The following is a 23,101-nucleotide window of genomic DNA, read 5'->3' as shown; positions in this document are numbered from 1 at the left end:
AAGACCAAGCTGGCCGCGCACCCGCAGCATCCGCTGAAGGAGGTACGCGATGTCGTTCCGTCAGTTCCCCGCCGTCGACAGTAATGGCGAAAGCCACATCATCATCGAATTCAAGCCCGAGGCGAACGGCAGCGGGCACCACTCCGAAGCCACGCCGCGCTATGAGCTGGATGACGGGCGCCAGCTGGTGCGCAATGGGCGTGAGTTCACCACCAGTGGTGGTGAACTGCGGTTGACGATTTGAGGTTCGCCGGGCACGGCCCGGCGCTACCGCATTCGTGCTGCTCCGCGCTCGCGCTACCGGATCTCCATCCTCCGCTCTGGCAGGTTTCGACCTTGATCTACACGCTTTTGGCCAAAAGCGCCCGAGCATGGTTCGACCCTACAGAAAAGCGTGGCCAATTTTTCACCAGGCATCTTGACAGCCTTTGCCTGCAAGGGCTGAGCGAGGTTATCCACACGTTTGCTCAGGATCCATCCACACCGCCTGTGGATGAATGTGGTCAGCCGAGCACCCGCCCGATGCCGCTGGCGTCCACTTCCGCGGCCGCCCGGGTGATCGCGGCCGGATCACTGCCGGCGATGAACCCGATGCGGAAGTGCACTTCGCCGCCGGGCGTACGTGAGGAATGGATCGAGGCCAGGCTGATGCGATGCTGCTCGAACACGTTCAGCAGCTCGCGCAGCGAGCCGGGCCGGTCTTCCGGCAGGTGCACCGACAGCGCGTTGCGCTCGGTCAGATCGGCCAGCAGATAGCCTACGCGTTCGAACGTATAGTTACCGTCCGCCAGCGCCTGCTCACCGAAAGCACTGCGATTGGCCGACAGGAGCTGCTCGCGGAAGGCATCACGTGCACCGTCGTCCCCCTGCCCGACCTGCGCCTGCAGGGCCTGCAGCTGGCCCACCAGCCGCTCCAGCATCGGCGCCACATACGGGTTGCCGAACTGGATGTCTTCGTAGATCGCCGGGTTGAGCGACAGGATGCGCGAAATGATCGCCGTATCCAGCTCGAACGATGCCGAACGGTACGGCATCATCGCGGCCAGATCGCCCAGCTGCGGCTGGTACTGGCGCAACACGCCGGCCTGGGCCAGATGGGTGGCATGCACCATCGCCTGCACCAGCGCCATCATCTGGTCGTGGTGCTGCGGCGTGGCCCGCACGCACTCGGCCTGCAGCGCGGCGCACAGCGTATCGACCCACGCCTGCCAGAGCTGTAGCCGCGCTTCGCAGACCACCATCACCCGCCCCTTCAGGGTCGGCGCCTTGGGTGGCGCGGTCATCGGGTGCAGGCCGACCACTTCGGCCTGCGACGCCAGCATCGCCTGCACCGGCGCCTCCTTTACCGAGGTCACATCCAGCCACAGCTTGCCCTGCTCGCGGCCCGCCGATTGCCGCACGTACTCGGCGATCAACGCCGGGGTGTGCCGGATCGGTGCCGAGAACACCAGCACATCGGCCTGCGCCAGCAGGTGTTCCGGCGTGTGCGAACCCGGGTCGGCCGGATCGTGGCCGATCACCTGCAGCTGCAGGTGCTGCTGGAAGAAGCGGGTCAGCCAGCGCCCGTAGGCGCCAGCGCTGCCGATGATGCCGACCGTGCGCGGCGTGCGTGGGTCCAGGCCGCTCATGCCACGCGTTCGGCGCGGAAGCGCGTGCCTTCGGCCAGCGCCGCCGGCGCGGCGGCGACCACGTCGAATTCCTCGAAGCCGTTGTCCAGGGTCGCCTCCAGCGCCGCATGGGTGCCGGCAATCGCACGCGAAATCGCCTGCTGCATCGATTCGCCGCGCAGCAGGAACGACACCACCAGCGACATCAGCACATCGCCGGTACCCGCCACGTCCACCGGCAGCAGCGGCGAGGTCCAGCGCCAGGTTTCCTCGCGGCCGACGGCCAGGGTCACCAGTTCACCCGGGGTGCCGCCCACGCTGTGCGCGATCACCCAATGCGGGCCGCGATCCAGCAGCGTGCGCGCGGCGGCGATGGCATCGGCCTCGGCCAGCGCCGGCATGCCGGTCAGGCGATTCAGTTCGAATGCGTTCGGCGTCACCAGCCAGGCATGCGGCAACAGGCGCTCGGCGAAGATCGCTTCCAGCCCGGGTTCCACGTAGGGGCCGGTGTGCGTGTCGCCAATCACCGGGTCCAGGCAATAGCGCAGCTGCGGGCAGCCCGGCAGGATGTCGTCCAGCCAGTCTGCGAAGGCGGCACCGTTGGCGGTGCTGCCGAAGTAGCCGGAGACCAGCATCTTCGCCCGTTGTGGCAGGCCACGCTCGTGGCTGCCCAGCAGCAGGTCGGCGAACCAGTCAGCGGGCAGCACGCGGCCACGCGTGGTGTCGTAGAAAGGCGCATTGCTCAGCAGCACGGTCGGGATTTCCGCCACGCGCACGCCCAGCGCGCGCATCGGCGGTACGGCTGCACTGTTGCCGGCGTGGCCGTAGACAAGTTGCGACTGGACCGAGATGACATCGATCGGCGACGGGCCATCCGGCCGCTGGCGGCGGCCGTGGACCAGGTGGTTATCAAGGGATTCGCTCATGGCCGCATTCTACGCCCGGTGGAGTGTTCGGCAGGGCTTGCAGCCCTGCACCTGCCGAAGCTGCAAGCAACGGCAACGGCAACGGCAACGGCAAAAGCGAGCTATCCGTGGGGTGGCGGGGCGGTGTGGGTGGTCAGGACACGCCGTAAACCCATCCATGGGGGCTCGATGGCGCCATCCATGGCGCCAACGGTCCTGCCCACCCACACCGCCCCGCCTTTGACAGATTCCGGATGTCTGTTGGTAGGTGTCGACCTTGGTCGACACATCTGTCAGATATCGAATGAATTCATCCACGCATGGCATGGGTCTACCGTGTCGACCAAGGTCGACACCTACCAGTGCCGGACGCTGTTCCAACAGATCGCGGAAAACCGTCGAAGGCGGGGTGGGTCCGGTGGCGGGGGCGTGAGCCGCATGGATGCGGCGACCGAGCTTACATGGACGTACTTGCAGCGGCCCCCGCCACCGGACCCACCCCGCCAATCCACGGATAGCGCGCTTCGGCTGTTGCCGTTGCCTCTGCGGGTGCAGGGCTGCAAGCCCTGCAAACCAAACCCCCTCAGTGAGCAGCAGGCCGCGACGGCGGCAACCACGCCGCCACGATGCCCAGCAACGGCAGGAACGCGGTCAGCTGGTAGACGTACTCGATGCTGGTCCTGTCCGCCAGCAGGCCGAGCACGGCGGCACCCAGCCCGCCCATACCGAACGCGAAACCGAAGAACAAGCCGGACACCATGCCGATGCGGTGCGGCATCATCTCCTGCGCATAGACCACGATCGCCGAGAACGCCGAAGACAGCACGAAGCCGATCAGCACCGCCAGCACCGTCGTCCACAACAGGTCGGCATGCGGCAGCATCAGCGCGAACGGCGCCACGCCGAGGATCGAGGTCCAGATGATCGGCTTGCGGCCGATCCGGTCACCCAACGGGCCGCCGAGGAAGCCGCCAGCGGCGGACGCCACCAGGAACGCGAACAGGTGCAGCTGCGCCTGCGCCACCGGAATGCCGAAATGGTGGATCAGGTAGAAGGTGAAGTAGCTGCCGATGCTGGCCATGTAGAAGTACTTGCTGAAGATCAGCACCAGCAGGATCGCCAGCACCTTGGCCACCGTGCGTGGTGGATGGCGCGGCGCCATCGAGGCGGTACTGGCCGGGCGCGGCGTGCCCAGATGGAACGCGTACCAGCGGCCAACATAGGTCAGCAATGCGATGCCAATCAGGGCCGCGCCTGCGAACCACGACGCGGCATGCTGGCCGTACGGCACGATCACTGCCGCCGCAATCAGCGGGCCCAACGCGGTACCGAAATTGCCCCCCACCTGGAACACCGACTGTGCGAAGCCATGACGGCCGCCCGAGGCGAGCCGCGCGATGCGCGAGGCCTCCGGATGGAAGATCGCCGAGCCGATGCCGACCATTGCCGCTGCCAGCAGCACCATCGCGTAGTTCGGCGCGAAGCCGAGCAGCAGCATGCCGCACAAGGTCGAGGCCATGCCGATCGGTAGCGAATACGGTGCCGGGCGGCGGTCGGTGGCTACACCGATCAACGGCTGGAAGATCGACGCAGTGAGCTGGTAGGTCAGCGTGATCAGGCCGATCTGGGTGAAGCTGAGATTGAAGCCGCCCTTGATCACCGGATAGATGGCCAGGATCAGCGACTGCATCATGTCGTTGACGACGTGCGAGGTGGAAATGGCGGCCAGCACGCCGGGAGCCGCCGGGCGTGAGGTCGTTACGGGAGAAGCCAGGGTCGACATGGACGCAGTCAGGTTGGGGGCGAGCCCCGCATGCTACGGTTGCCCCTCTTTCCCTTCTGCCGCGTTCAGGTCATGCCCTATCGCAAAAAGGACATTGTCAGTGACGTCGATCCGGCCGCGCCCTGGCGGGAGGTTCCACTGCATCGCCCGGTCACCTATCGGGTCACCCAGTACCCGGTAGGTACCCACATCCCTGGTCACAAGCACCAGCGCCACCAGCTCGTCTACGCCATCTCCGGCCTGATGGTGGTGCGCTCGGAAGTCGGCCGCTGGGTGGTGCCCTCGAACCGCGCGATCTGGATGCCGGCCGGCATGGTGCACGCGGTGGACTGCATCGCCGCCGTGCACATGCGCAGCCTGTACATCGATCCGTCGTTCGCCTTGCACCTGCCAGCCGAGCCGTTCGCGGTGCAGGTCTCGCCCCTGCTGCGCGAGCTGCTGCAGGCCGCCACGCTGGTCAAGGGCGAGCACATCGAGGACAGCCGCGATGGCCGCGTGGTGCGCCTGCTGCTGGACGAACTGCACCGCATGGACGTGCTGCCGTTGCACCTGCCTGCGCCAAGCGACCCTCGCCTGCAGCGGATCTGCCAGCACCTGCAGAAGCACCCCGGCGACGACGCCACACTGCACGACTGGGCACAGGCGCTGGAGGTGGACGTGAAAACCATCCAGCGGCGCTTCGCCACCGAGCTGGGCATGACCTTCGGGCAGTGGCGGCAGCAGGCACGGCTGCTGGCCGCGATGGAACGGCTGGCGGTCGGTGACAAGGTCATCGATGTCGCGCTGGCGACGGGCTACGACAGCCCCAGCGCGTTCACCAGCATGTTCAAGCGCCAGCTGGGGCAGACACCTGCGGCGTTTTTCCGGTAACGGCATCCACGCATGGCGTGGATCCACCATCGCGGCGCATGCCCGGCGGAAACCATCGCGGATCGCAAACGAGAACGCCGGGCATGGCCCGGCGCTTCCGCTTAACGCTTCGGTTGAAAAACTCAGGACGTCATCCGGTCCCAGAAGCCCTTCACGCCGTCGATGAAAGTGGCCGATTTCGGCGAATGCTTGCGCGCTTCCTCGCCGACGAAGGTGGCTTCGAACTGTTCCAGCAGCTTGCGCTGCTCGTTGGTGAGGTTCACCGGCGTCTCCACCACCACGCGGCAGTACAGGTCGCCTTCGCTGCGGCTGCGCACCGAACGCACGCCCTTGCCGCGCAGGCGGAACAGCTTGCCGGTCTGGGTCTCGGCCGGGATACGGATCTCCGCTTCGCCGCCGAGGGTGGCCACGCGCACGGTGTCGCCCAGCGCCGCCTGCGAGATGCGGATCGGCACTTCGCAGTGCAGGTCGTCGCCATCGCGCTGGAAGATGGCATGCTCGCGCACGCGCACTTCCACGTACAGATCACCCGGCGGCGTGCCGGCCGGGCCGGCCTCGCCCTCGCCCTGCAGGCGGATGCGGTCGCCGGTGTCGACGCCGGCCGGCACCTTCACCGACAGCACCTTGTCTTCCTCGACACGGCCGTTGCCGTGGCAGGTCTTGCAGGGCTTGGCGATGATCTGGCCACGGCCGCCGCAGTTGTGGCAGGCCTGCTGCATGGCGAAGATGCCGCGCTGGATGCGCACCTGACCACGGCCATGGCACACGTTGCAGGTCTCGACCTTGCCGTCTTCGGAGCCACTGCCATCGCAGTCGCCGCATTCGGCCAGGGTCGGGATCTCGATCCGGCGCTCGACGCCGCGCACGGCCTCTTCCAGGTCCAGTTCCATCACGTAGCCGATGTCGGCGCCGCGACGGGCCTGGCGCGGACCACCGCCGCCACCGCCAAAAATGTTGCCGAAGATATCGCCGAAGATATCGTTCATGTCCGGGCCGCCCGGACCAGCACCACCCATGCCATGCTCGAACGCGGCGTGGCCGTGGCTGTCGTACATGCGGCGCTTGTTGCCGTCGGACAGCACTTCGTAGGCTTCCTTGCACTCCTTGAAGGAGGCTTCGGCCGCCGCATCACCCGGGTTGCGGTCCGGGTGGAACTTCATCGCGCAGCGACGGTAGGCCTTCTTCAGCTCTTCGTCGGTGGCGGTGCGGGCAACGCCCAGCACTTCGTAGTAATCGCGCTTGCTCATATCGTGAATCGGGTTCCGGAACGTCGGGATTCGTCAAAGCGGAAGAGCGGAACCAGGTCCGCTCTTGCGTCGGGCGCCCCGACACGCCGGTAGGCGGTCAGGACCCTGATGCGACAACGGGACGCTGGTGGCCAGCGTCCCGCGTCGGTCCGGATCAGGACTTCTTGTCGTCCTTGACTTCGGTGAACTCAGCGTCGACCACGTCGTCCTGCGCCTTGCCGGCATTGCCGGCGTCGGCACCCGGGGCACCGCCCTGGTCGGCCGAAGCAGCGGCGAACAGCGACTGGCCAGCTTCTTCCAGTGCCTTCGACTTGGCTTCGATCTGTGCCTTGTCGTCGCCCTTCATCGCGGTTTCCAGGTCAGCCAGCGCCGCCTCGACCTTGCCGATGACATCGCCGCCGACCTTGCTGCCGTGCTCGGTGATGGCGCTGCGGGTGCCGTGGATCAGGGCGTCGGCCTGGTTGCGGGCCTGCACCAGTTCCTGGAACTTCTTGTCTTCTTCGCGGTTGGCTTCCGCGTCGGCGACCATGCGCGCGATCTCCTCTTCGGACAGGCCCGAACCGGCCTTGATCTCGACCTTCTGTTCCTTGTTGGTCTTCTTGTCCTTGGCCGACACGTGCAGGATGCCGTTGGCGTCGATGTCGAAGGACACTTCCACCTGCGGCAGGCCGCGCGGGGCCGGCTCGATGCCGGACAGGTCGAACTTGGCCAGCGACTTGTTGAAGCGGGCCTGTTCGCGCTCACCCTGCAGCACGTGCACGGTCACGGCCGACTGGTTGTCCTCGGCGGTGGAGAACACCTGCGAGGCCTTGGTCGGGATGGTGGTGTTCTTCTCGATGATCTTGGTGAACACGCCACCCATGGTTTCGATACCCAGCGACAGCGGGGTCACGTCCAGCAGCAGCACGTCCTTGACGTCGCCGCCCAGCACGCCGCCCTGGATCGCCGCACCCAGTGCCACGGCTTCGTCCGGGTTGACGTCCTTGCGCGGTTCCTTGCCGAAGAACTCGGTCACCGCCTGCTGCACCTTCGGCATGCGGGTCTGGCCGCCGACCAGGATCACTTCGCTGATGTCGCTCGAACGCAGGCCGGCATCGTTCAGGGCGACGCGGCACGGCTCGATCGACTTCTTGATCAGGTCGTCCACCAGTGCTTCCAGCTTGGCGCGGGTCAGCTTGATGTTCAGGTGCTTCGGACCCGACGCGTCAGCGGTGACGTACGGCAGGTTCACTTCGGTCTGCTGGGCGCTGGACAGCTCGATCTTGGCGCGCTCGGCAGCATCCTTCAGGCGCTGCAGGGCCAGCGGATCCTTGCGCAGGTCGATGCCCTGGTCCTTGTTGAACTCTTCAACCAGGTACTCGATGACGCGGTTGTCGAAGTCTTCGCCACCCAGGAAGGTGTCGCCGTTGGTGGCCAGCACTTCGAACTGCTTCTCACCGTCGACGTTGGCGATCTCGATCACCGAGACGTCGAAGGTGCCGCCGCCCAGGTCGTACACCACGATCTTGCGATCCTTGTTGTCGCCCTTGTCCAGGCCGTAGGCCAGCGCAGCCGCGGTCGGCTCGTTGATGATGCGCTTGACGTCCAGGCCGGCGATGCGGCCGGCGTCCTTGGTCGCCTGGCGCTGGCTGTCGTTGAAGTAGGCCGGCACGGTGATGACCGCTTCGGTGACCTTCTCACCGAGGAAGTCCTCGGCGGTCTTCTTCATCTTCTCCAGCACCTTGGCCGAGATTTCCTGCGGGGCCATCTTCTTGCCGTCGCTGGTGGCGACCCAGGCGTCGCCATTGTCATGGGCCAGGATGCTGTACGGGACGTGGGCAATGTCCTTCTGCACCTCACCGTCGGTGAACTTGCGGCCGATCAGGCGCTTCACCGCGTAGAAGGTGTTCTTCGGGTTGGTCACGGCCTGGCGCTTGGCCGAGGCACCGACCAGGACTTCGCCGTCCTTGGTGTAAGCGACGATCGACGGGGTGGTGCGATCGCCTTCCGAATTCTCGATGACGCGGGCCTTGCCGCCGTCCATGATCGCCACGCACGAGTTGGTGGTGCCGAGGTCGATACCAATGATCTTGCCCATGGGGGAGACTCCTGAGGATGCTTGTTGGGGTCAGTCCGGCCGTTCGGCCGGTGGATGAATACGATGTGGGGGAGGCCCGTGGAACATTCAAGCCACCTCCCGAACGCTGTGTTTCCGACGATCCGGCGCGTTCAGCGTCGGGTCGGGTGACGGGTCTGTCCGCCGCCCGGCCCTGCCGGATCAGTCGGCGGCCACCACCACCAGCGCCGGCCGCAGCAGGCGCTCGTTGAGCAGGTAGCCCTTCTGGAACACGGTCACCACGCTGCCCGGGGCAGCGCCCGGGGTCGGCACCTGGCTGATGGCCTGGTGGTGTTCCGGGTTGAACGGCTGGCCGATCGGATCCAGCAGCGCCAGGCCGTTGTCGGCGGCGACCTTCAGCAGCTGCTTGTAGGTCAGCTCCAGGCCTTCGCGCAGCGGGTGCGGGTCGTCGCCGGCGGCCTTCAGGCCGGCATCCAGGCTGTCGAACACCGGCAGCAGCTCGCCCAGCAGCTTCTCGTTGGCGAACTTGCGGGCCTGCTCGATGTCACGGGCAACACGCTTGCGCTGGTTTTCCAGGTCGGCGCGCTCACGCAGCGCATCGGCCTTGACCTGCTCGACTTCGGCGCGCAGGCGCTCGACTTCGTCGTTGACGCCGGCGGTGGCAGCCGCATCGGCGGCACTCTGCTGGGATTCGATATCTGGATGTTCGTGGTTCATGTCTGGGTCCCTGGCGGTCACTCTCCGCCTCCACCCACCCTAGTGTGGGCGGGATGCTGCGTTTCAAGCGTCGGATGTTCCCGGCGTGCGTCCGGCCGGTGAAAAGGCCGCGCCAAGCACATCGGCGGTGGCCTGGACCAGCGGGATCACCCGGTCGTAGGCCATCCGCTTGGGACCGATCACGCCCAGCACGCCCAGCACCTGGCCATTGGCGGTATAAGGGGCGGTGACCAGCGAGACGCCCTGCAGCGGCATCATTCCGGTCTCTTCGCCGATGAAGATGCGCACCCCCGGCGCCTGGATGGTCCGCTCCAGCAGCTGCAGGATCTCGCGCTTGCTGGAGAACAGCTCGAACAGTTCGCGCAGGCGCTCCAGGTCGGACAGGTCCTGCACGCCCATCAAGCGGGTCTGCCCGGCCACCAGCATGTCGTCGGCCGCCGGCTGCAGGGCCTGCTCGGCCAGTTCGATGCTGTGGGCCAGCAACTGCTCCAGTTCGGACCGGGCGTCGCGCAGCTCCAGCAGCAGGCGGGTACGGATCTCGGCCATCGGCAGGCCGGCGAAATGCGCATTGAGGTAGTTGGCGACCTGCTCCAGCTGGCCTGGCGCAAACTCCTGCCGGGTCTCGATCACCCGGTTCTGCACCTCGCTGTCGGCAAATACCAGGATCGCCAGCACCCGGCGCCCGTCCAGCGCCACGAAATCGATCTGGCGGAAGGCGAACTGCTCACGCCGCGGCGCGCTGACCACGCCGACGAAGTGGCTCATCGCCGACAGCAGCTCCGAGGCGCTGCCGAGCAGGGCCTGGGTACTGCCGCCGCCGGCCAGCTCCTGACGCAACCGGGCCAGCTCGCCCTCGCCCGGCGGCTGCATCTGCAGCAGGCTGTCGACGAACACCCGATAGCCATGCGCGGTCGGGACGCGGCCGGCCGAGGTATGTGGCGAGGCCAGCAGGCCCAGATCCTCCAGGTCGCCCAGGATGTTGCGGATGGTGGCCGGGCTGACCTCCAGGCCGGCCACGCGCGCCAGCGTCTGCGAGCCGACCGGCTCACCGTCCTGGATGTAACGCGCGATCAGCGTGCGCAGCAGATGGCGCGCACGCGGGGCAAGCTGGTCGGGAGAACCGTGCATGGAATCAACCTGTGAGACACGGACACTAGATAATGGCGGCGCATCGCCTTGGCAAGTCATTGGACCTCCCGCGCCCGCGTGCTAGCGTTGCGCGGCTGCTGATACCCCCTTACCCATGCTCAGACATCTTTCGATCAAGGATTTCGCCGTCGTCCGCGCCACCGAACTGGAGTTCGGGCCAGGCATGACCGTGGTTTCAGGCGAGACTGGCGCCGGCAAGTCGCTGATGGTCGACGCACTGGGCTTCCTGTCCGGCCTGCGCGCTGACAGCGGCGTGGTCCGCCATGGTGCCGCACGCGCCGAGCTTTCCGCCGAGTTCGCGCTGGAGCAGCTGCAGGCCGCCCGCCAGTGGCTGGCCGACAACGAGCTGGACGACGAGGACCAATGCCAGCTGCGCCGCGTGATCCGCGCCGACGGCGGCTCGCGGGCCTGGATCAATGGCCGCCCGGTGACGCTGGCACAGCTGGGCGACCTGGCCTCGCTGCTGGTGGAGATCCACGGCCAGCATGAACAGCAGGCGCTGCTGGCGCGCCCGTCGCAGCTGGCCCTGCTGGATGCCTATGCCGGCAACGAGAACGAGCGCCGCCAGGTGCGCCACGCCGCCGCGGCCTGGCAGGCACTGGTCGATGAATCGCTGGCGTTGTCGCAACAGGGCGACGTCAGTGACCGGATCGGCTTCCTGGAGCACCAGCTGCGCGAACTGGACCGCGAGGACCTTGAGCCGGAATCGATTGCCGCGCTTGGCGCCAGCCACCGTCGCCAGGCCCACGCCAGCGCCCTGCTGAGCGCCTGCCAGGCAGCCAGCAACCAGCTCAACGGCGATGACGGCAGCTCTGCGCTGGACCTGCTGCAGCAGGTGCGCCACGAGCTGTCGCGCCTGATCGAGCACGACCCGCGCCTGGGCGAAGTGGACGGCCTGATCGAGAACGCCTCGATCCAGCTGCACGAAGCCCTGTCGCTGCTTGATCGCGTGCACGACGATCTGGATGCCGACCCGGAACAGTTCGAGGAGAACGAGCGCCGCCTCGGCCGCCTGCACGACCTGGCCCGCAAGCACCGCGTGCCGATGGACGAACTGGGCGCACAGCGCGAGCGCATGCATGCCGAAGTGGAGCAGCTGCGTGGCGCCGACGAGCGCCTGCAGCGCCTGGCCGGCGAGATCGACAAGGCCGCCGCCGCCTGGCGCGTACAGGCTGAAGTGCTGACCGCCAGCCGCCGCAGCGCTGCTGCCGAACTTTCGGCCACCACCACCGGCATCATCGCCGAGCTCGGCATGGGCGGCGGCCAGTTCCTGATCGAACTGGAGCCACAGGACAGCGGCAAGCCCGACCCGCAGGGTGCCGAGCGCGTCGAGTTCCTGGTGGCGGCCAACGCCGGCCAACCGCCGCGCGCCCTGCGCAAGGTGGCCTCGGGCGGTGAACTGTCACGTATTTCGCTGGCCATCGAAGTGGCCGCGCTGGACCTGGATGCGGTGCCGACCATGGTGTTTGACGAGGTCGACTCCGGCATCGGCGGCGCGGTGGCTGACATCGTCGGCCAGAAGCTGCGCGCGCTCGGCGAGAAGCGCCAGGTGCTGTGCGTGACCCACCTGCCGCAGGTCGCCTCCAAGGGCCACGCCCATTACCGGGTCAGCAAGGCCCCGGTGGAAGGCATGACCCAGAGCGCAGTGGAAAAGCTGGACAACAAGGCGCGCGAGGAAGAGCTGGCGCGCATGCTCGGCGGCGTGGAAGTGAGCAAGGAAGCGCGCGCCGCCGCCCGCAAGCTGCTGCAGGCCTGAGGCCTGTTCACGGTTATCCACGCATGGCGTGGATCTACAACCCACCCGCACGGTAGTGCCGGCCGCTGGCCGGCAACCCAACACCGGTGGACGATGATCGTGAGGTTGCCGGCCAGCGGCCGGCACTACCCGTATCACCCCAACGGCCGCGCCAGATCCACGTTCTCCACCAGGAAATCGAGGAACGCGCGCACCCGCAGCGGCAGGTAACCGCCCTGCCCGAGGAACACCGCGTGCACCTCTTCCAGGTCACCGGGATTGGCCTCTTCCAGCACCGGCAGCAAGCGCCCGGCAGCAATGTCCTCCTGCACCTGGAATGCCGCCAGCCGCGCCATGCCCAGCCCGCCCAGCACCAGCTGGCGCAGCGCATCGCCGTTGCTGGCGCGGGCATTGCCACTGGGCAGCAGCATCCGCTCGCGCCCCTCCTGCAGCAACGGCCACCCCTGCATCGCACGGGCATGGCCGATGTCCAGCCGGTTGTGCGACTGCAGCTCCTCGGCAGTGCGTGGCAGCCCGTGCCGCTGCGCGTAGGCCGGTGCAGCCACGATCATCATCCGCGTCGCGCCCAGCCGTCGCGCCACCAGACTGGAGCTCTTCAGCGGCCCGGCCCGCACTGCCACATCGGTGCGCTGCTCCAGCAGGTCGATCACCTCGTCGTTGAGGGTCAGGTCCACGCCCACCTGCGGGTTACGCTCAAGAAACGCCGGCAGCAGCGGCAACAGGAAATGGCGGCCAAACGGCACGTTGGAGTTGACCCGTAGCCGCCCGCGCGGCTCGGCATGGGCGCTGGCACAACGCTCGGCCTCCTCCAGGTCGGCCAGCACGCGCAGGCCACGCTCGTAGAACGCGCAGCCTTCCGGGGTCAGCTGCAGCTGGCGGGTGGAGCGTTGCAGCAGGCGCGTGCCCAGCCGTTGCTCCAGCCGCGCCACCAGCTTGCTCACCGCCGACGGCGTCATGTCCAGCGTGCGGGCCGCAGCGGAAAAGCCACCGGTCTCGATCACCCGCACGAACACTTCCAGTTCGCCGGATCGGTTGATGTCGGGTCGCGCCATGGCGATGAATCCAGTTCACAGATGATTGTCCGTGCGCAGTCTAGTTCACAGATAAGCACGGAATCACCATGGCGGTCCCTCCACTCGGGACTGCCCGATGAACCGCTTGAGCCAGCTCACCACCACCGCCCTGCTCGCCGTGTCCGGCGCCGCCAGTGCCGCATCCGCCCCGCACTGGGTCGCCAGCTGGCAGGCCAGCCCGCAGCCGGTCTGGAACGCGGATTTCCTGTTCCCGACCCTGGTCCCGGCCACGCTGCAGGACCAGACCTTCCGCCAGACGGTGCGTGTCAGCCTGGGCGGCCCGCGGCTGCGGGTGCGGCTGAGCAATGCCTACGGCACCCGGCCGCTGCGGATCGGGGCGGCCAGCGTGGCCGCACGCGCGGGCGCCATCCCGCAACCGCTCAGCTTCGGCGGCCAGCCCGGGGTGTTGATCGGGCCCGGTCAGGAACAGCTGAGCGATCCGCTCCCGCTGGCCACGGATGACCGCCAGGCATTGCAGGTCAGCGTCTTTGTGCCGGGGCCGGCAACCGTTCAGACGTTCCATTGGGAAGGCCGCCAGACCAGTTGGATCGCCCCCGGCGACCAGAGCCGGGCCCAGGCCCTGAGCGCAGCCAGCAGCACCACCGCCCGCCTGCTGCTGACCGGAATTGACGTCGAGGCCGACGCCGACGCGCGCAGCGTGGTGGTGATCGGGGATTCGATCACCGACGGTGCCACCGCCAGCCTCGACCAGGACCAGCGCTGGACCGATCATCTGGCCGCGCGCCTGGCAGCGCGGGGCATAGCCGTGGTGAACGCCGGCATTTCCGGGGGGCGGCTGCTGCGCGACGGCATGGGTGAATCCGCCCTGGTCCGCTTCCGGCGCGACGCGCTGGACCAGCCTGCGGTATCCAGTGTGATCGTGCTGATCGGCATCAATGACATCAGCTGGCCAGGTACCGCATTCGCCCGCAACCAGGCCCGGCCCACGCTGAGCGAGCTGCAGGCGGGGTATCGCGCGCTGGCAGAACAGGCCCGCCGCCGAGGTGTGCGGATCGTGGGCGCTACCTTGCCACCGTTCGCTGGCGCCTTGCCCGGCACGCCGCTGGACGACTACTACCAACCGGACAAGGACACCCTGCGCCGCCAGCTCAATGCCTGGCTGCGCACGGACAGCCCGTTCGACGCGGTGATCGACCTGGACGCGGCGCTGCGCGACCCGGCCGATCCCTCACGGATGGCCGTGGCCTACGACTCCGGCGACCACCTCCACCCGGGTGATGCCGGCAACCGGACCATGGCTGAGGCGGTGGACCTGGAGATCCTGCTGGGCCGCAAGGGGTCGGATCCCTTACCTGAACGGAAAGGGCTCTGACCGCATCAACGAAAAACCCCGGGCAGGCCCGGGGTTTCGTCGCATCCAGCTGGCCGGAACGGATTACTTGCGCTTCTTGCGCACGTACAGCACCAGCGAGTGCTCTTCCAGCTCGTAGCCATGGTCTGCCGCGATCTTGCGCTGCAGTTCCTCGATCTCGTGGCTTTCGAACTCGATGATCTTGCCACTGTCCACGTCGACCATGTGGTCGTGGTGGCCGCCACGGTCCAGTTCGTAGACCGCCTGGCCGCCCTCGAAATTGTGCTTGAGCACGAGGCCGGCGGCCTCGAACTGGGTCAGCACCCGGTACACCGTGGCCAGGCCGATCTCGTCGCCGTGCTCCAGCAGCTGGCGGTAGATGTCTTCGGCGGTCATGTGGTGCTGGGCATTGCGCTGCTCGAGCAGCGCCAGGATCCGCATCCGCGGATGGGTCACCTTCAGGCCGACTTTACGCAGGTCGTGGGTTTCCATAGGTCTCCGTTCATTGGCGATTTAGCGCCAGCTGCCTCGGATTGGGTCGCGGTGGCACGCCGGGAGTGTATCATCGGTTTGATTTCCCCAACCGCCAGTCCCGATGCGCAATCTCCTGTTGGTCGCCGCCGTCGCCCTGTCCACCACCGGGTGCGGCATCATCTACAAGCAACCCATCTATCAGGGCAACCTGATCCGGGAAGATGCCGTGGCCAAGCTGCAGGTCGGGCAGAGCAAGCAGCAGGTCACCGCGCTGCTGGGCACCCCGTCCATTCCCGACCCGTTCCACGCCCAGCGTTGGGACTACACCTCCAGCCAGCGCGTGAACCGCCTGGGTCGTACCGAAGTGAAGAACTTCGTGGTGTTCTTCGAGAATGACACCGTGACCCGCTGGGAAGGCGATTACTTCCCGGGCAACGACAAGGCCCTGGCCCAGCAGACCGTGCGCCAGTTCGGCCGCAACCTGCCGAAGGACAAGAAGAAGAAGGGCCGCTGAGCCCCCTGCCCGTCCGCAGGTACGGCTGCCGGAATCAACCGCCGAGTGCGCGACGCCGGCGGTTGTCCTTGGGGTCGGCCAGCAACGGGCGCAGCAACTCGATGCGATCACCTTCCAGCAGTGCCTGCTGCGGGCGAGCCAGCACACCATGAACGGCGACGGCGGGGCAATCGGCACTGCCTTCCAGCGCGGCGGCGGCAATGGCGTCGGCCACAGTCGCGCCTTCTTCCAGCTGCAAGCGGCGCGACAGCACCCGCTGCGGCCAGGCCAGCACCACCTCGACCTCGATCATCGCTCAGCCCTCGTCGGCGACGCGGACGAAATCGTTGACCATGCGATCGGCCAGCCCCTGGAAGCCGATCGCCAGCGCCGGACCGAGCAGGCGCGAGCTGGGTTCGAACTCCAGGGTCAGGGTGACCTTGCAGGCATCCTCGGCCAGCGCATGGAATTCCCAGCGGCCGTGCAGCTGCTTGAACGGGCCATCGCGCAGCTGCATATCAATGCTGTGCGGGCGCTGCAGGGTGTTCTCGGTCTGGAACCATGTGCTGAACGAGCCCAGGCCCAGGTCCAGTCGCGCCACCAGGCGGTCCTCGCCCTCCTCAACGATCTGGGCAGCAGAGCACCAGCGGAAACGGCGCGGATAGGCCTGGACGTCGTTGACCAGGTCGAACATGCGCGCGGCCGAATGTTCGACCAGGGCGCTGCGGCGGATAGTAGGCATGAATACAGGACGTTTCGGCAATCGACCGGGCGGGCCCGAATCGGAGACAATACGGAAATGAGCAAGAACAGCGGCAAGGATAAAGCAAAGAGCGCGACGGCCAACAAAACCATCGCGTTGAACAAGCGTGCCCGCCACGAATACCACATCGAAGAGCGCTTCGAGGCCGGCCTCGCCCTGCAGGGCTGGGAGGTCAAGTCGATCCGCGCAGGCCGTGGCAACATCATCGATGCCTACGCCTATGTGAAGCGCGGCGAGATCTACCTGATCGGTGCACAGATCACCCCGTTGATCCAGGCCTCCACCCACGTGGTGGCCAATGACCGGCGCGAGCGCAAGCTGCTGCTGCACCGGAACGAGATCGACAAGCTGATCGGCAAGGTCGAGCGCGATGGCTACACGATCGTGCCCACTGCGATGTACTGGAGCAAGAACAAGATCAAGCTCGAAGTCGCGCTGGCCAAGGGCAAGCAGACCCACGACAAGCGCGATGCCGCCAAGGACCGCGACTGGGCGATCGAGAAGCAGCGCGTGATGCGTCGCGGCAACCGCGACGCATGATCACTCCCGTCGGCGCCATGGCGACTGCCAGCGCCGATGAAACGCGCACGTTGTGCGCGCGCCTGCTGGCCTTCAACCAGGCCCACGGCGGCGATGCGTTCGATGAGACCCCAGTCCGCCTGGCCTGGCATGACGAGCACGGCAGGCTGCGCGGCGGCGTGCTGGCCGACGTCTGTGCCGGCTGGCTGCAGGTACATGTGCTGTGGGTGGATCCGGAACTGCGCGGGCAAGGCATCGGCCAGCGCCTGCTGGCGGAAGCAGAAGCCGCCGCGCGCCAGCTTGGCGCCCGCAACGTGATGCTGGATACCTTCGACTGGCAGGCCGAAGCCTTCTACCTGCGGCAGGGCTACACCGTGTATGGGCGACTGCCCGATTGCCCACCCGGTCACGAGCGGATCTACCTGCGCAAGGCGTTGTCGGGGTCGTAGTCGTGTCGGCGCTGGAGTTGCCTGCCGGTCACCCCGCCAGCACGCCCTGCCCGCGCATGCGCGGTGCCAGCGCGGCCTGCATCACAGCCAGATGCATCACCACCGCCAGTTCGGGCGCATGCCGGTCATCGCCGGCGCGCCACCGCTGCGCCAGCTGGGCTGCGTCGGCCGGCAGCAGGGCCAGCAACTGGGCGTCATCCATCGAATCGGCCGCGCCCTGGAGCTGCTGCGCCATCTGCCGCGACTGCCACACATGCACGCCGATGCTGAGGCTGGCCAGCGACATCAGGACCACGGCCAGCCCGTGCTCGAACCACTGCGACAGCACTTCCGGCCCCCACAGCAGGGCCGCCAACACCGCCAGGCCCGGCAGGCGCCAGCCCAGCCAATGGATGCGACCGCGCTGCGACCAGTGCACCACCACCGCACTGGCGACCAGTGCTGCGGCCGCTGTGGCCGGCAGTTCGGTCAGGCAGGTGGCCGCCAGCAGCGCGCCCAGCACGGCCCAGACCCAGCCAGGGGGCAATGCCCGTCGCTGGTAGTCGGCCCCGACGGGTCCGACCAGCTGTCGCAGGCTGCGTTGTTGGCTTGCCTCGGTCACCCACAGTCTCCGTGTCTGTCCTGGCTCGGATGGTCGTCTTCAGTGTGTCGCAAATTCGTGCCCATGACGTTACCAATCCGCTATGCCGCTGGCTCTACAACATGTTGTGGATTGCCCCGGTGACTGTTCAGCTGTTTTGGCGTAGCATTGGCAGCGTTGGGCAGGCACTGGCCGTGGCGACACGAAAGCAGGCCTTGTACCTTGCAGAACTTGAAGAAACCGGGGGTGCATTGGTTTCGACGGGGGTTGTGAAGTCGCCTGGCGCATGCCGAGGGGGTAGCTTTCCTCGTAAATCCAGCTGCAAAACTCTAGTTGCCAACGACGACAACTACGCTCTGGCCGCTTAAGGCCTAAGCCTCGAAACCGCTTGTGTCCATGCTCGCGGTGTAGAGTCACTATCATGGAATCGCGCTGGACGGCTGCCTGTCAGTCCGGCACTAGAACACAACAGGCTGGTTCCCGGATGCGCTTTGCGCACCGTGCTGTTCGGGGACGAGATCCAACGGTGAGCTAAGCATGTAGTGCTGGGGATGGAGTGCCTTCGGACGGCGGTTCAATTCCGCCCACCTCCACCATCTGTATGGCCTGTCGAGGCCGCAAGAAGCCGGATCTCCCGTCAACTGGGGTTCCGGCTTTTTTGTGCCTGCACGTCGCGCAGGACGTGTGGCGCATAATCGGGATGACACCGCCAACACAACAGTTCCTCCATCCGCGACCGCCAGAAGGATCTGCAATGAAAATCGCCACAACCACGCTCGCCCTGTTCCTCACCGCGCTCGCCGCCGCCCCAGCCACGCACGCCGCAGCCCCGGCCATCGCGCCGCCCGGCACCGCCACGCTGGAAGCGCTGCTGGCCTGCAAGGCGGGCTCGGATTTCAGTGCGGCCGACGCCATCGATGCCCTGCAGGCGGCCGGCCTGGCCAAGAAGCCGGGCGGCACCTTCGAGCCGGAGGACAAGCCGGTCGCGCTGTTTGGCGGCACGGTCAACAGTGCCGATGTGACTGTGGCCGAAGGCGAGAAAGGCCTCTTCGTGTACCTGAACGGTGTCGACGCCAAGCGCCTGGCCAGGGACTGGTCGGTGACCGAGGTCAACGAGCATGCCAATACCGAAGAACCTTCGTACGTGAAGCGCATCGACAAGCACCACACCCTGCACGTGATCGCAGGCGACGACTACGAGGGCTATTCGGCGGCGGTGAAGTGCCAGATCAGCCACTGATGGCGTAGCCGACGCTACAGCCAGCGTGGCACGCGATGACGGTACTGCGCGTACGCCTCGGGAAAGCGGGCCATCAGTGCCCGCTCCTCCGGCAAGATCTGCAGCCAAGTGATGTACGCCACGAACAGCGGCACCACCAGCAGCGCGATCAGGTTCTGCAGGTACACCATGGCACCAAACAGGACCAGCGCCTGGCCGAGATACATCGGATTTCGGGTGCGGCGGTAGATTCCGCTGGTAACCAGCGCGCTCGACGCCGAAGGTCGCAGAGGATTGACGGTGGTACCGGCGCGCCGGAAAGAGACCTTGGGCAGCAGGTTGAGCACGACACCCAACGTCACCGTCACCCCGGCCAGCAGAACAGGCATCGGTACCCGAAGGTGCAAACCCTGCCACAGCCAGCGTGCTGCAAAGCCCGCAGCGGCGAACAGCAGCATTACCACGGGCGGGGGAATGCGGGTTTCCAGCCAGGCCATCGCGATCACCGTGTCCTTTCCATTCGCCGCAGTGTCACACGGAAATGGCTGAATCGCCCCAAGCGGCCAGGCGCAAACCGACCGTCAGGTCTATTCCGCTTTGACAGGCCGGCCGCTAGAGTGGCGCCACCGCGCAGGAGGATCGCATGGCTACCACGGGCTTGGGCTTCATCGGCCGCACGACCCTCATCATCACCGTGCTGCTCACCCTGGGCGGCTGCGCGACGCTGCGCCAGTTCGGGCCGTCGGTGCAGGTTGCCTCGGTCACGCCCGGCCAGTACATCGCGCTCAAGCGCGGTGACATCCTGACCTCCGGCAAGCTCAGCGCGGCGACCATTGAGACCCTGCGCGTGGCCGGGCTCGATGAGGGCGTCTGTGCCAAGCCCGGCCTGCCCTGCATCGAGGCCATGGAAAGCAGCATCGTGGTGCGCGAGGAAGACAAGCGCTCCAGCCTGGCCGAGTTGTGGCTGCAGTATGCGATGACCCTGCCGGCGCCAAAGCGCGAGTACTCGGCATCCGGCCGCGCCAAGACCGCAGTCACCGAGCTGGATGCCGACTTCCAGCCACGCCTCGATGCGTGGATGCAGGTCGCGCGCCAGGCCTATGCCTATCTGTTCTTCACCGAGCGCACCGCCAACCAGCGTGGTTTCGAAGACCGCCAGACCCAGGTGCGCGACTACTACAACCTGGCGGTGCAGGAAGCCTCGGTGCAGCTGTACAACGCGTATGCCACCGGCCGCGTGCACGGCCAGGCCAGCCATTTCCAGCTGGGCCGCTGGACCTTCGTGCTGGCCCCTTCAGACCAAGCATCGGCGCTGGACCAGCGTACCCCCAGCGAGCTGGTACCCGCCGCCTCGCTGTCGTTCACCGGTACGCTGCGCAGCGTGCATCGCCGCGATGGCTTCGGTGCCGAGCTGGTGGCGGTGATGGACGACCCGGCCGGCAGCACGGCCACCACGCCTCGGGCAGCGGCGCAGGCAACGCAGGCCAGCACTTCGGCCACGCAGAGCTGGAGCGAGATGCCCTCGCCATCGATGACGGTGCTGCTGCGCTTCTCGGGGAACAACCTGTGGGAGGTGCTGCACGATGACGAGCCGGAGCTGGAGATCCACGATCCCTACCAGGTTTCGGAAGTGACCCTGCACGGCCAGCAGGTGCCACTGGCGGCCAACTTCACTGCCGGCTATGCGCTGTGGCTGGCCCGCTCCAACTTCAGCCGACAGTCGTTGCGCACGCTGTTCGGTGGCAAGGGCGGCATCGACACGCCGCATCTGTACATGATGCAGCCCTACGACCCGAACCGCCGCGTGCTGCTGATGATCCACGGCCTGGCCAGCAGTCCGGAAGCCTGGGTCAACGTGGCCAACGAACTGCTGCGCGACGACGAGATCCGCCGGGAGTTCCAGGTCTGGCAGTTCTATTACCCGACCAACATGCCCATCGCGATGAGCCACGATGCGATGCGCCACACGCTGACTGAAGTGTTCAAGCACTTCGACCCCAGCGGCAAGGCGCAGGCCTCGCATGACATGGTGCTGGTGGGGCACAGCATGGGCGGGGTGATCGCACGGTTGATGATCTCCTCCTCCGGCGACCACCTGGTCGACACCCTGCTGGCCACCGCGCAGATGACGCCCGCCCAGCGCGAACTGCTGCGCACCAAAGGCGCACCGGTGCTGACCTTCCTGCCAGAACCGGAAGTGTCCCGCGTGGTGTTCATCGCCACGCCGCATCGCGGTACCGACGTGGCGGGCACCCGCCTCGGCCGGTGGATCGGCCGGCTGGTGCGGTTGCCACTGACCGTGCTGGAAGACGTCGCCACCATCGCCAACGACGGCCAGATCGACCGCAATGACGGCAAGCACGGCTACCAGATGAACAGCATCCAGAACCTGGACAAGGACGACCCGTTCGTCCGCGCCGTGGCTGACCTGCCGATGTCACCGAAGGTGCACTACCACTCGATCATCGCCCGCGCCAAGGCCGATGGCCCACTTGAGAAGACTGATGACGGGCTGGTGCCCTACTGGAGTTCGCACCTGCCGCACGCGGATTCGGAGAAGGTGATCGTGTCCGGACACAGCGTGCAGGAAGCTACGCCGGCCATCGTCGAGCTGCGGCGGATCCTGCATGAGGACATGCAGGCACACGGGCGAACGGGAAAGTAAGCCGCCGTCCCGACAGATCAGGCACCGGCCGTGCGCCGCGAGAACGTGCCATGCAGCGCCGCCGGAATCGCAAAGCCCTCCATGCGCACCTCGGGCCGATAGTCGGCGCTGGGGGTGAAGCGGAACTCGCGTGCCAGCAGCGCGCACAGCAGTACCAGCTGTGCATTGCCGACCGCCGATCCCACGCAGGAACGCGTGGGGAAGCCATAAGGCACATAGATGCCGGCGGTACGCTTGCGCCGTTCGGGCAACCAGCGATCGGGATCGAACTGCAGCGGGTCATCCCAGTACTTCGCCGAGCGGTGCTGGATGAACGAACTCAACTCGAACACTGTGCCTTCGGCGATGGCCTGCCCTTCCACCTGCAGATCGCAGGCGGCCACCCGGCGGTTGTTGAAGGGCGTGGAGTACAGCCGCATCACTTCCTTCAGGAAGCGCATCGTGCAGGGAATCCTGGCCATCGGCAGCGCATGGATCTCCGCATCCGAGAGCGGCGCGAATTCCTCCTCGATGCGCTGGCGCCAGTGTGGATGCATCTGCATCGCCAACAGCAGGCAGGCGGCCATCATGCCGGGCACGCCGGAAATGGCGATCAGCTGCACGGTGACCAAGTAGGTGACCTTGTCCAGGCCGATGCGCTCTCGCAGGCTCAGCAATGACTGCGCGTAGTCCAGCGCCGAACGTCCGCTGCGGACCCGGCGCTTGAGTTCGGCGGCGATCGCCCGTGATTCGGCACGGCCGATGAGGAAGTTGCGCAGCAGGTGGCGCCGATGGATGACCTGCTCGACCTGGGTGGTGTAGCGCAGATGCAGGGCGCGTTCGATGGCCGCAGTGCCGCGCGCGTCGAGCCCATCGATCACCAGTGGCACCAGCGGATGCGCCATCACCTTCCACACGGCTGGCGTGGCATCCAGCTCGCGCCCGCACAGTGCGTCCAATGCCTGCCGCATGCGCGACTGCAACGCCTCCAGAGTCTGTGCACTGGTGAGTTCAGCACTGCGCGTGGCAATCAGGCTGCGCACTTCGGTCCAGCGCACGCGTTCGTGCCGGCGGAACAGGTCGGCCAGCGACTCGACCACGAACAGGTGCTCGGAATTCTCCTTGTCGACCTTGCCGGCCAGTTCCGGGCAGAACACCCCGATACCGCCGGTTTCCAGTTTCAGCACAGGCCCTTCGCGCTCCACGCGCGCAGCCAGGCGCTCGGCAGCAATGGCGCTGCCTTCATTCGACATCCCTTGCATGCAGTGCGTCTCCGGCAGGAAGGGACTCGAAAGACGAGTCCCTTCGTCTTGCTACCGCTCAATCGCGGGTTTGGCCCGCAGGATCAGAATTCGACCCACAGAGGCCAGGTATTCCACACGCTGCTCTTTTCGTTCGGATGAATATTCAGAGTGACGCGCAATGCTCGGGCGAATCTTTTCATTTTCATTCCTTTGCTTGCTGTGTGGTTATGCCGGGATTATC

General features: G+C 66.6%; 23 protein-coding genes and 1 other RNA gene. 10 read left to right on the top strand and 14 right to left on the bottom strand.

Going from position 1 to position 23,101, the window contains the following annotated elements; genetic code table 11:
* The first annotated feature begins 49 nt into the window (after nt 1-49).
* Nucleotides 50-244 (top strand): hypothetical protein, encoded by a 195-nt coding sequence (locus tag ACM0O9_RS17115; RefSeq protein WP_005416191.1) that lies wholly within the window; start codon nt 50-52, stop codon nt 242-244.
* Between the two features lie 259 nt (nt 245-503).
* Here the strand turns inward: ACM0O9_RS17115 and ACM0O9_RS17110 are convergent, their stop codons facing one another.
* From ACM0O9_RS17110 to ACM0O9_RS17100, 3 genes are all read right to left on the bottom strand, one after another.
* Nucleotides 504-1,628 carry a prephenate dehydrogenase gene (locus ACM0O9_RS17110; protein ID WP_414604272.1) on the bottom strand — a complete coding sequence of 375 codons (1,125 nt, stop codon included), beginning with the start codon at nt 1,626-1,628 and terminating at the stop codon, nt 504-506.
* Nucleotides 1,625-2,533 (bottom strand): pyridoxal kinase, encoded by a 909-nt coding sequence (pdxY, locus tag ACM0O9_RS17105; protein ID WP_414604273.1) that lies wholly within the window; start codon nt 2,531-2,533, stop codon nt 1,625-1,627. The genes ACM0O9_RS17110 and pdxY overlap by 4 nt, the downstream gene beginning before the upstream one ends.
* Nucleotides 2,534-3,095: 562 nt before the next feature.
* Nucleotides 3,096-4,295 (bottom strand): MFS transporter, encoded by a 1,200-nt coding sequence (locus ACM0O9_RS17100; RefSeq protein WP_414604067.1) that lies wholly within the window; start codon nt 4,293-4,295, stop codon nt 3,096-3,098.
* Between the two features lie 72 nt (nt 4,296-4,367).
* Here ACM0O9_RS17100 and ACM0O9_RS17095 point away from each other — a divergent pair, with 72 nt between their 5' ends.
* The gene (locus tag ACM0O9_RS17095; protein WP_414604066.1) at nt 4,368-5,165 is read left to right on the top strand and encodes an AraC family transcriptional regulator; all 798 of its coding nucleotides are present in this window, start codon (nt 4,368-4,370) and stop codon (nt 5,163-5,165) included.
* Nucleotides 5,166-5,287: 122 nt separating this feature from the next.
* On the opposite strand, the gene dnaJ is transcribed toward ACM0O9_RS17095, so the two are convergent.
* The 4 genes from dnaJ to hrcA all read right to left on the bottom strand — a co-directional run bounded on the left by dnaJ (nt 5,288) and on the right by hrcA (nt 10,313).
* Nucleotides 5,288-6,412: a molecular chaperone DnaJ gene (gene dnaJ / locus ACM0O9_RS17090; RefSeq protein ID WP_414604065.1), complete on the bottom strand. Its 1,125-nt coding sequence runs from the start codon at nt 6,410-6,412 to the stop codon at nt 5,288-5,290.
* 154 nt (nt 6,413-6,566) lie between these two features.
* Nucleotides 6,567-8,489: a molecular chaperone DnaK gene (dnaK, locus tag ACM0O9_RS17085; protein ID WP_005416183.1), complete on the bottom strand. Its 1,923-nt coding sequence runs from the start codon at nt 8,487-8,489 to the stop codon at nt 6,567-6,569.
* Nucleotides 8,490-8,669: 180 nt separating this feature from the next.
* Nucleotides 8,670-9,185, bottom strand: coding sequence for a nucleotide exchange factor GrpE (gene grpE, locus ACM0O9_RS17080; RefSeq protein WP_005416181.1), 516 nt, complete (start codon nt 9,183-9,185; stop codon nt 8,670-8,672).
* 63 nt (nt 9,186-9,248) lie between these two features.
* Complete coding sequence (gene hrcA / locus ACM0O9_RS17075; protein WP_235649962.1) at nt 9,249-10,313, bottom strand: heat-inducible transcriptional repressor HrcA; 1,065 nt, start codon at nt 10,311-10,313, stop codon at nt 9,249-9,251.
* 115 nt (nt 10,314-10,428) lie between these two features.
* Here hrcA and recN point away from each other — a divergent pair, with 115 nt between their 5' ends.
* Nucleotides 10,429-12,090 (top strand): DNA repair protein RecN, encoded by a 1,662-nt coding sequence (gene recN / locus ACM0O9_RS17070; protein WP_065185193.1) that lies wholly within the window; start codon nt 10,429-10,431, stop codon nt 12,088-12,090.
* A 134-nt stretch (nt 12,091-12,224) separates the two neighbouring features.
* Here the strand turns inward: recN and ACM0O9_RS17065 are convergent, their stop codons facing one another.
* Nucleotides 12,225-13,142 (bottom strand): LysR family transcriptional regulator, encoded by a 918-nt coding sequence (locus ACM0O9_RS17065; RefSeq protein ID WP_188241264.1) that lies wholly within the window; start codon nt 13,140-13,142, stop codon nt 12,225-12,227.
* A gap of 97 nt (nt 13,143-13,239) precedes the next feature.
* Between ACM0O9_RS17065 and ACM0O9_RS17060 the strand changes: the two genes are divergently transcribed.
* Complete coding sequence (locus ACM0O9_RS17060) at nt 13,240-14,496, top strand: SGNH/GDSL hydrolase family protein (protein WP_235649963.1); 1,257 nt, start codon at nt 13,240-13,242, stop codon at nt 14,494-14,496.
* 63 nt (nt 14,497-14,559) lie between these two features.
* Here ACM0O9_RS17060 and fur read toward each other — a convergent pair whose 3' ends face one another.
* Nucleotides 14,560-14,967, bottom strand: a complete 408-nt coding sequence (gene fur / locus ACM0O9_RS17055) for a ferric iron uptake transcriptional regulator (protein WP_005409235.1) — start codon at nt 14,965-14,967, stop codon at nt 14,560-14,562.
* A 103-nt stretch (nt 14,968-15,070) separates the two neighbouring features.
* Here fur and ACM0O9_RS17050 point away from each other — a divergent pair, with 103 nt between their 5' ends.
* Nucleotides 15,071-15,463 (top strand): outer membrane protein assembly factor BamE, encoded by a 393-nt coding sequence (locus tag ACM0O9_RS17050; protein WP_005409234.1) that lies wholly within the window; start codon nt 15,071-15,073, stop codon nt 15,461-15,463.
* Nucleotides 15,464-15,497: 34 nt separating this feature from the next.
* Here the strand turns inward: ACM0O9_RS17050 and ACM0O9_RS17045 are convergent, their stop codons facing one another.
* Nucleotides 15,498-15,755 carry an RnfH family protein gene (locus ACM0O9_RS17045; RefSeq protein WP_005416176.1) on the bottom strand — a complete coding sequence of 86 codons (258 nt, stop codon included), beginning with the start codon at nt 15,753-15,755 and terminating at the stop codon, nt 15,498-15,500.
* A gap of 3 nt (nt 15,756-15,758) precedes the next feature.
* The gene (locus ACM0O9_RS17040) at nt 15,759-16,184 is read right to left on the bottom strand and encodes a type II toxin-antitoxin system RatA family toxin (protein ID WP_005416175.1); all 426 of its coding nucleotides are present in this window, start codon (nt 16,182-16,184) and stop codon (nt 15,759-15,761) included.
* A 57-nt stretch (nt 16,185-16,241) separates the two neighbouring features.
* Here ACM0O9_RS17040 and smpB point away from each other — a divergent pair, with 57 nt between their 5' ends.
* Nucleotides 16,242-16,745 (top strand): SsrA-binding protein SmpB, encoded by a 504-nt coding sequence (gene smpB / locus ACM0O9_RS17035; protein WP_005416174.1) that lies wholly within the window; start codon nt 16,242-16,244, stop codon nt 16,743-16,745.
* Nucleotides 16,742-17,173 carry a GNAT family N-acetyltransferase gene (locus ACM0O9_RS17030; protein ID WP_005416173.1) on the top strand — a complete coding sequence of 144 codons (432 nt, stop codon included), beginning with the start codon at nt 16,742-16,744 and terminating at the stop codon, nt 17,171-17,173. Before smpB ends, ACM0O9_RS17030 begins: the two co-directional genes overlap by 4 nt.
* Before the next feature lie 28 nt (nt 17,174-17,201).
* On the opposite strand, the gene ACM0O9_RS17025 is transcribed toward ACM0O9_RS17030, so the two are convergent.
* Nucleotides 17,202-17,774 (bottom strand): hypothetical protein, encoded by a 573-nt coding sequence (locus ACM0O9_RS17025; RefSeq protein ID WP_235649964.1) that lies wholly within the window; start codon nt 17,772-17,774, stop codon nt 17,202-17,204.
* 221 nt (nt 17,775-17,995) lie between these two features.
* Between ACM0O9_RS17025 and ssrA the strand changes: the two genes are divergently transcribed.
* Nucleotides 17,996-18,349, top strand: a transfer-messenger RNA (tmRNA) gene (gene ssrA / locus ACM0O9_RS17020).
* A 158-nt stretch (nt 18,350-18,507) separates the two neighbouring features.
* Nucleotides 18,508-18,993 (top strand): hypothetical protein, encoded by a 486-nt coding sequence (locus tag ACM0O9_RS17015; RefSeq protein ID WP_053499134.1) that lies wholly within the window; start codon nt 18,508-18,510, stop codon nt 18,991-18,993.
* A 14-nt stretch (nt 18,994-19,007) separates the two neighbouring features.
* Here the strand turns inward: ACM0O9_RS17015 and ACM0O9_RS17010 are convergent, their stop codons facing one another.
* Entirely contained in the window at nt 19,008-19,469 is a 462-nt protein-coding gene (locus ACM0O9_RS17010) for a methyltransferase family protein (protein WP_235649973.1), read from the bottom strand.
* Between the two features lie 146 nt (nt 19,470-19,615).
* Between ACM0O9_RS17010 and ACM0O9_RS17005 the strand changes: the two genes are divergently transcribed.
* Nucleotides 19,616-21,637 carry an esterase/lipase family protein gene (locus tag ACM0O9_RS17005; protein ID WP_235649965.1) on the top strand — a complete coding sequence of 674 codons (2,022 nt, stop codon included), beginning with the start codon at nt 19,616-19,618 and terminating at the stop codon, nt 21,635-21,637.
* A 17-nt stretch (nt 21,638-21,654) separates the two neighbouring features.
* Here ACM0O9_RS17005 and ACM0O9_RS17000 read toward each other — a convergent pair whose 3' ends face one another.
* Nucleotides 21,655-22,878, bottom strand: coding sequence for a cytochrome P450 (locus tag ACM0O9_RS17000; protein WP_235649966.1), 1,224 nt, complete (start codon nt 22,876-22,878; stop codon nt 21,655-21,657).
* Nucleotides 22,879-23,101 lie beyond the last annotated feature (223 nt).

Source organism: Stenotrophomonas sp. FR012, assembly GCF_047520565.2.
Taxonomy (GTDB): domain Bacteria; phylum Pseudomonadota; class Gammaproteobacteria; order Xanthomonadales; family Xanthomonadaceae; genus Stenotrophomonas; species Stenotrophomonas sepilia.
This window is presented reverse-complemented; position numbering and strand designations above follow the sequence as displayed.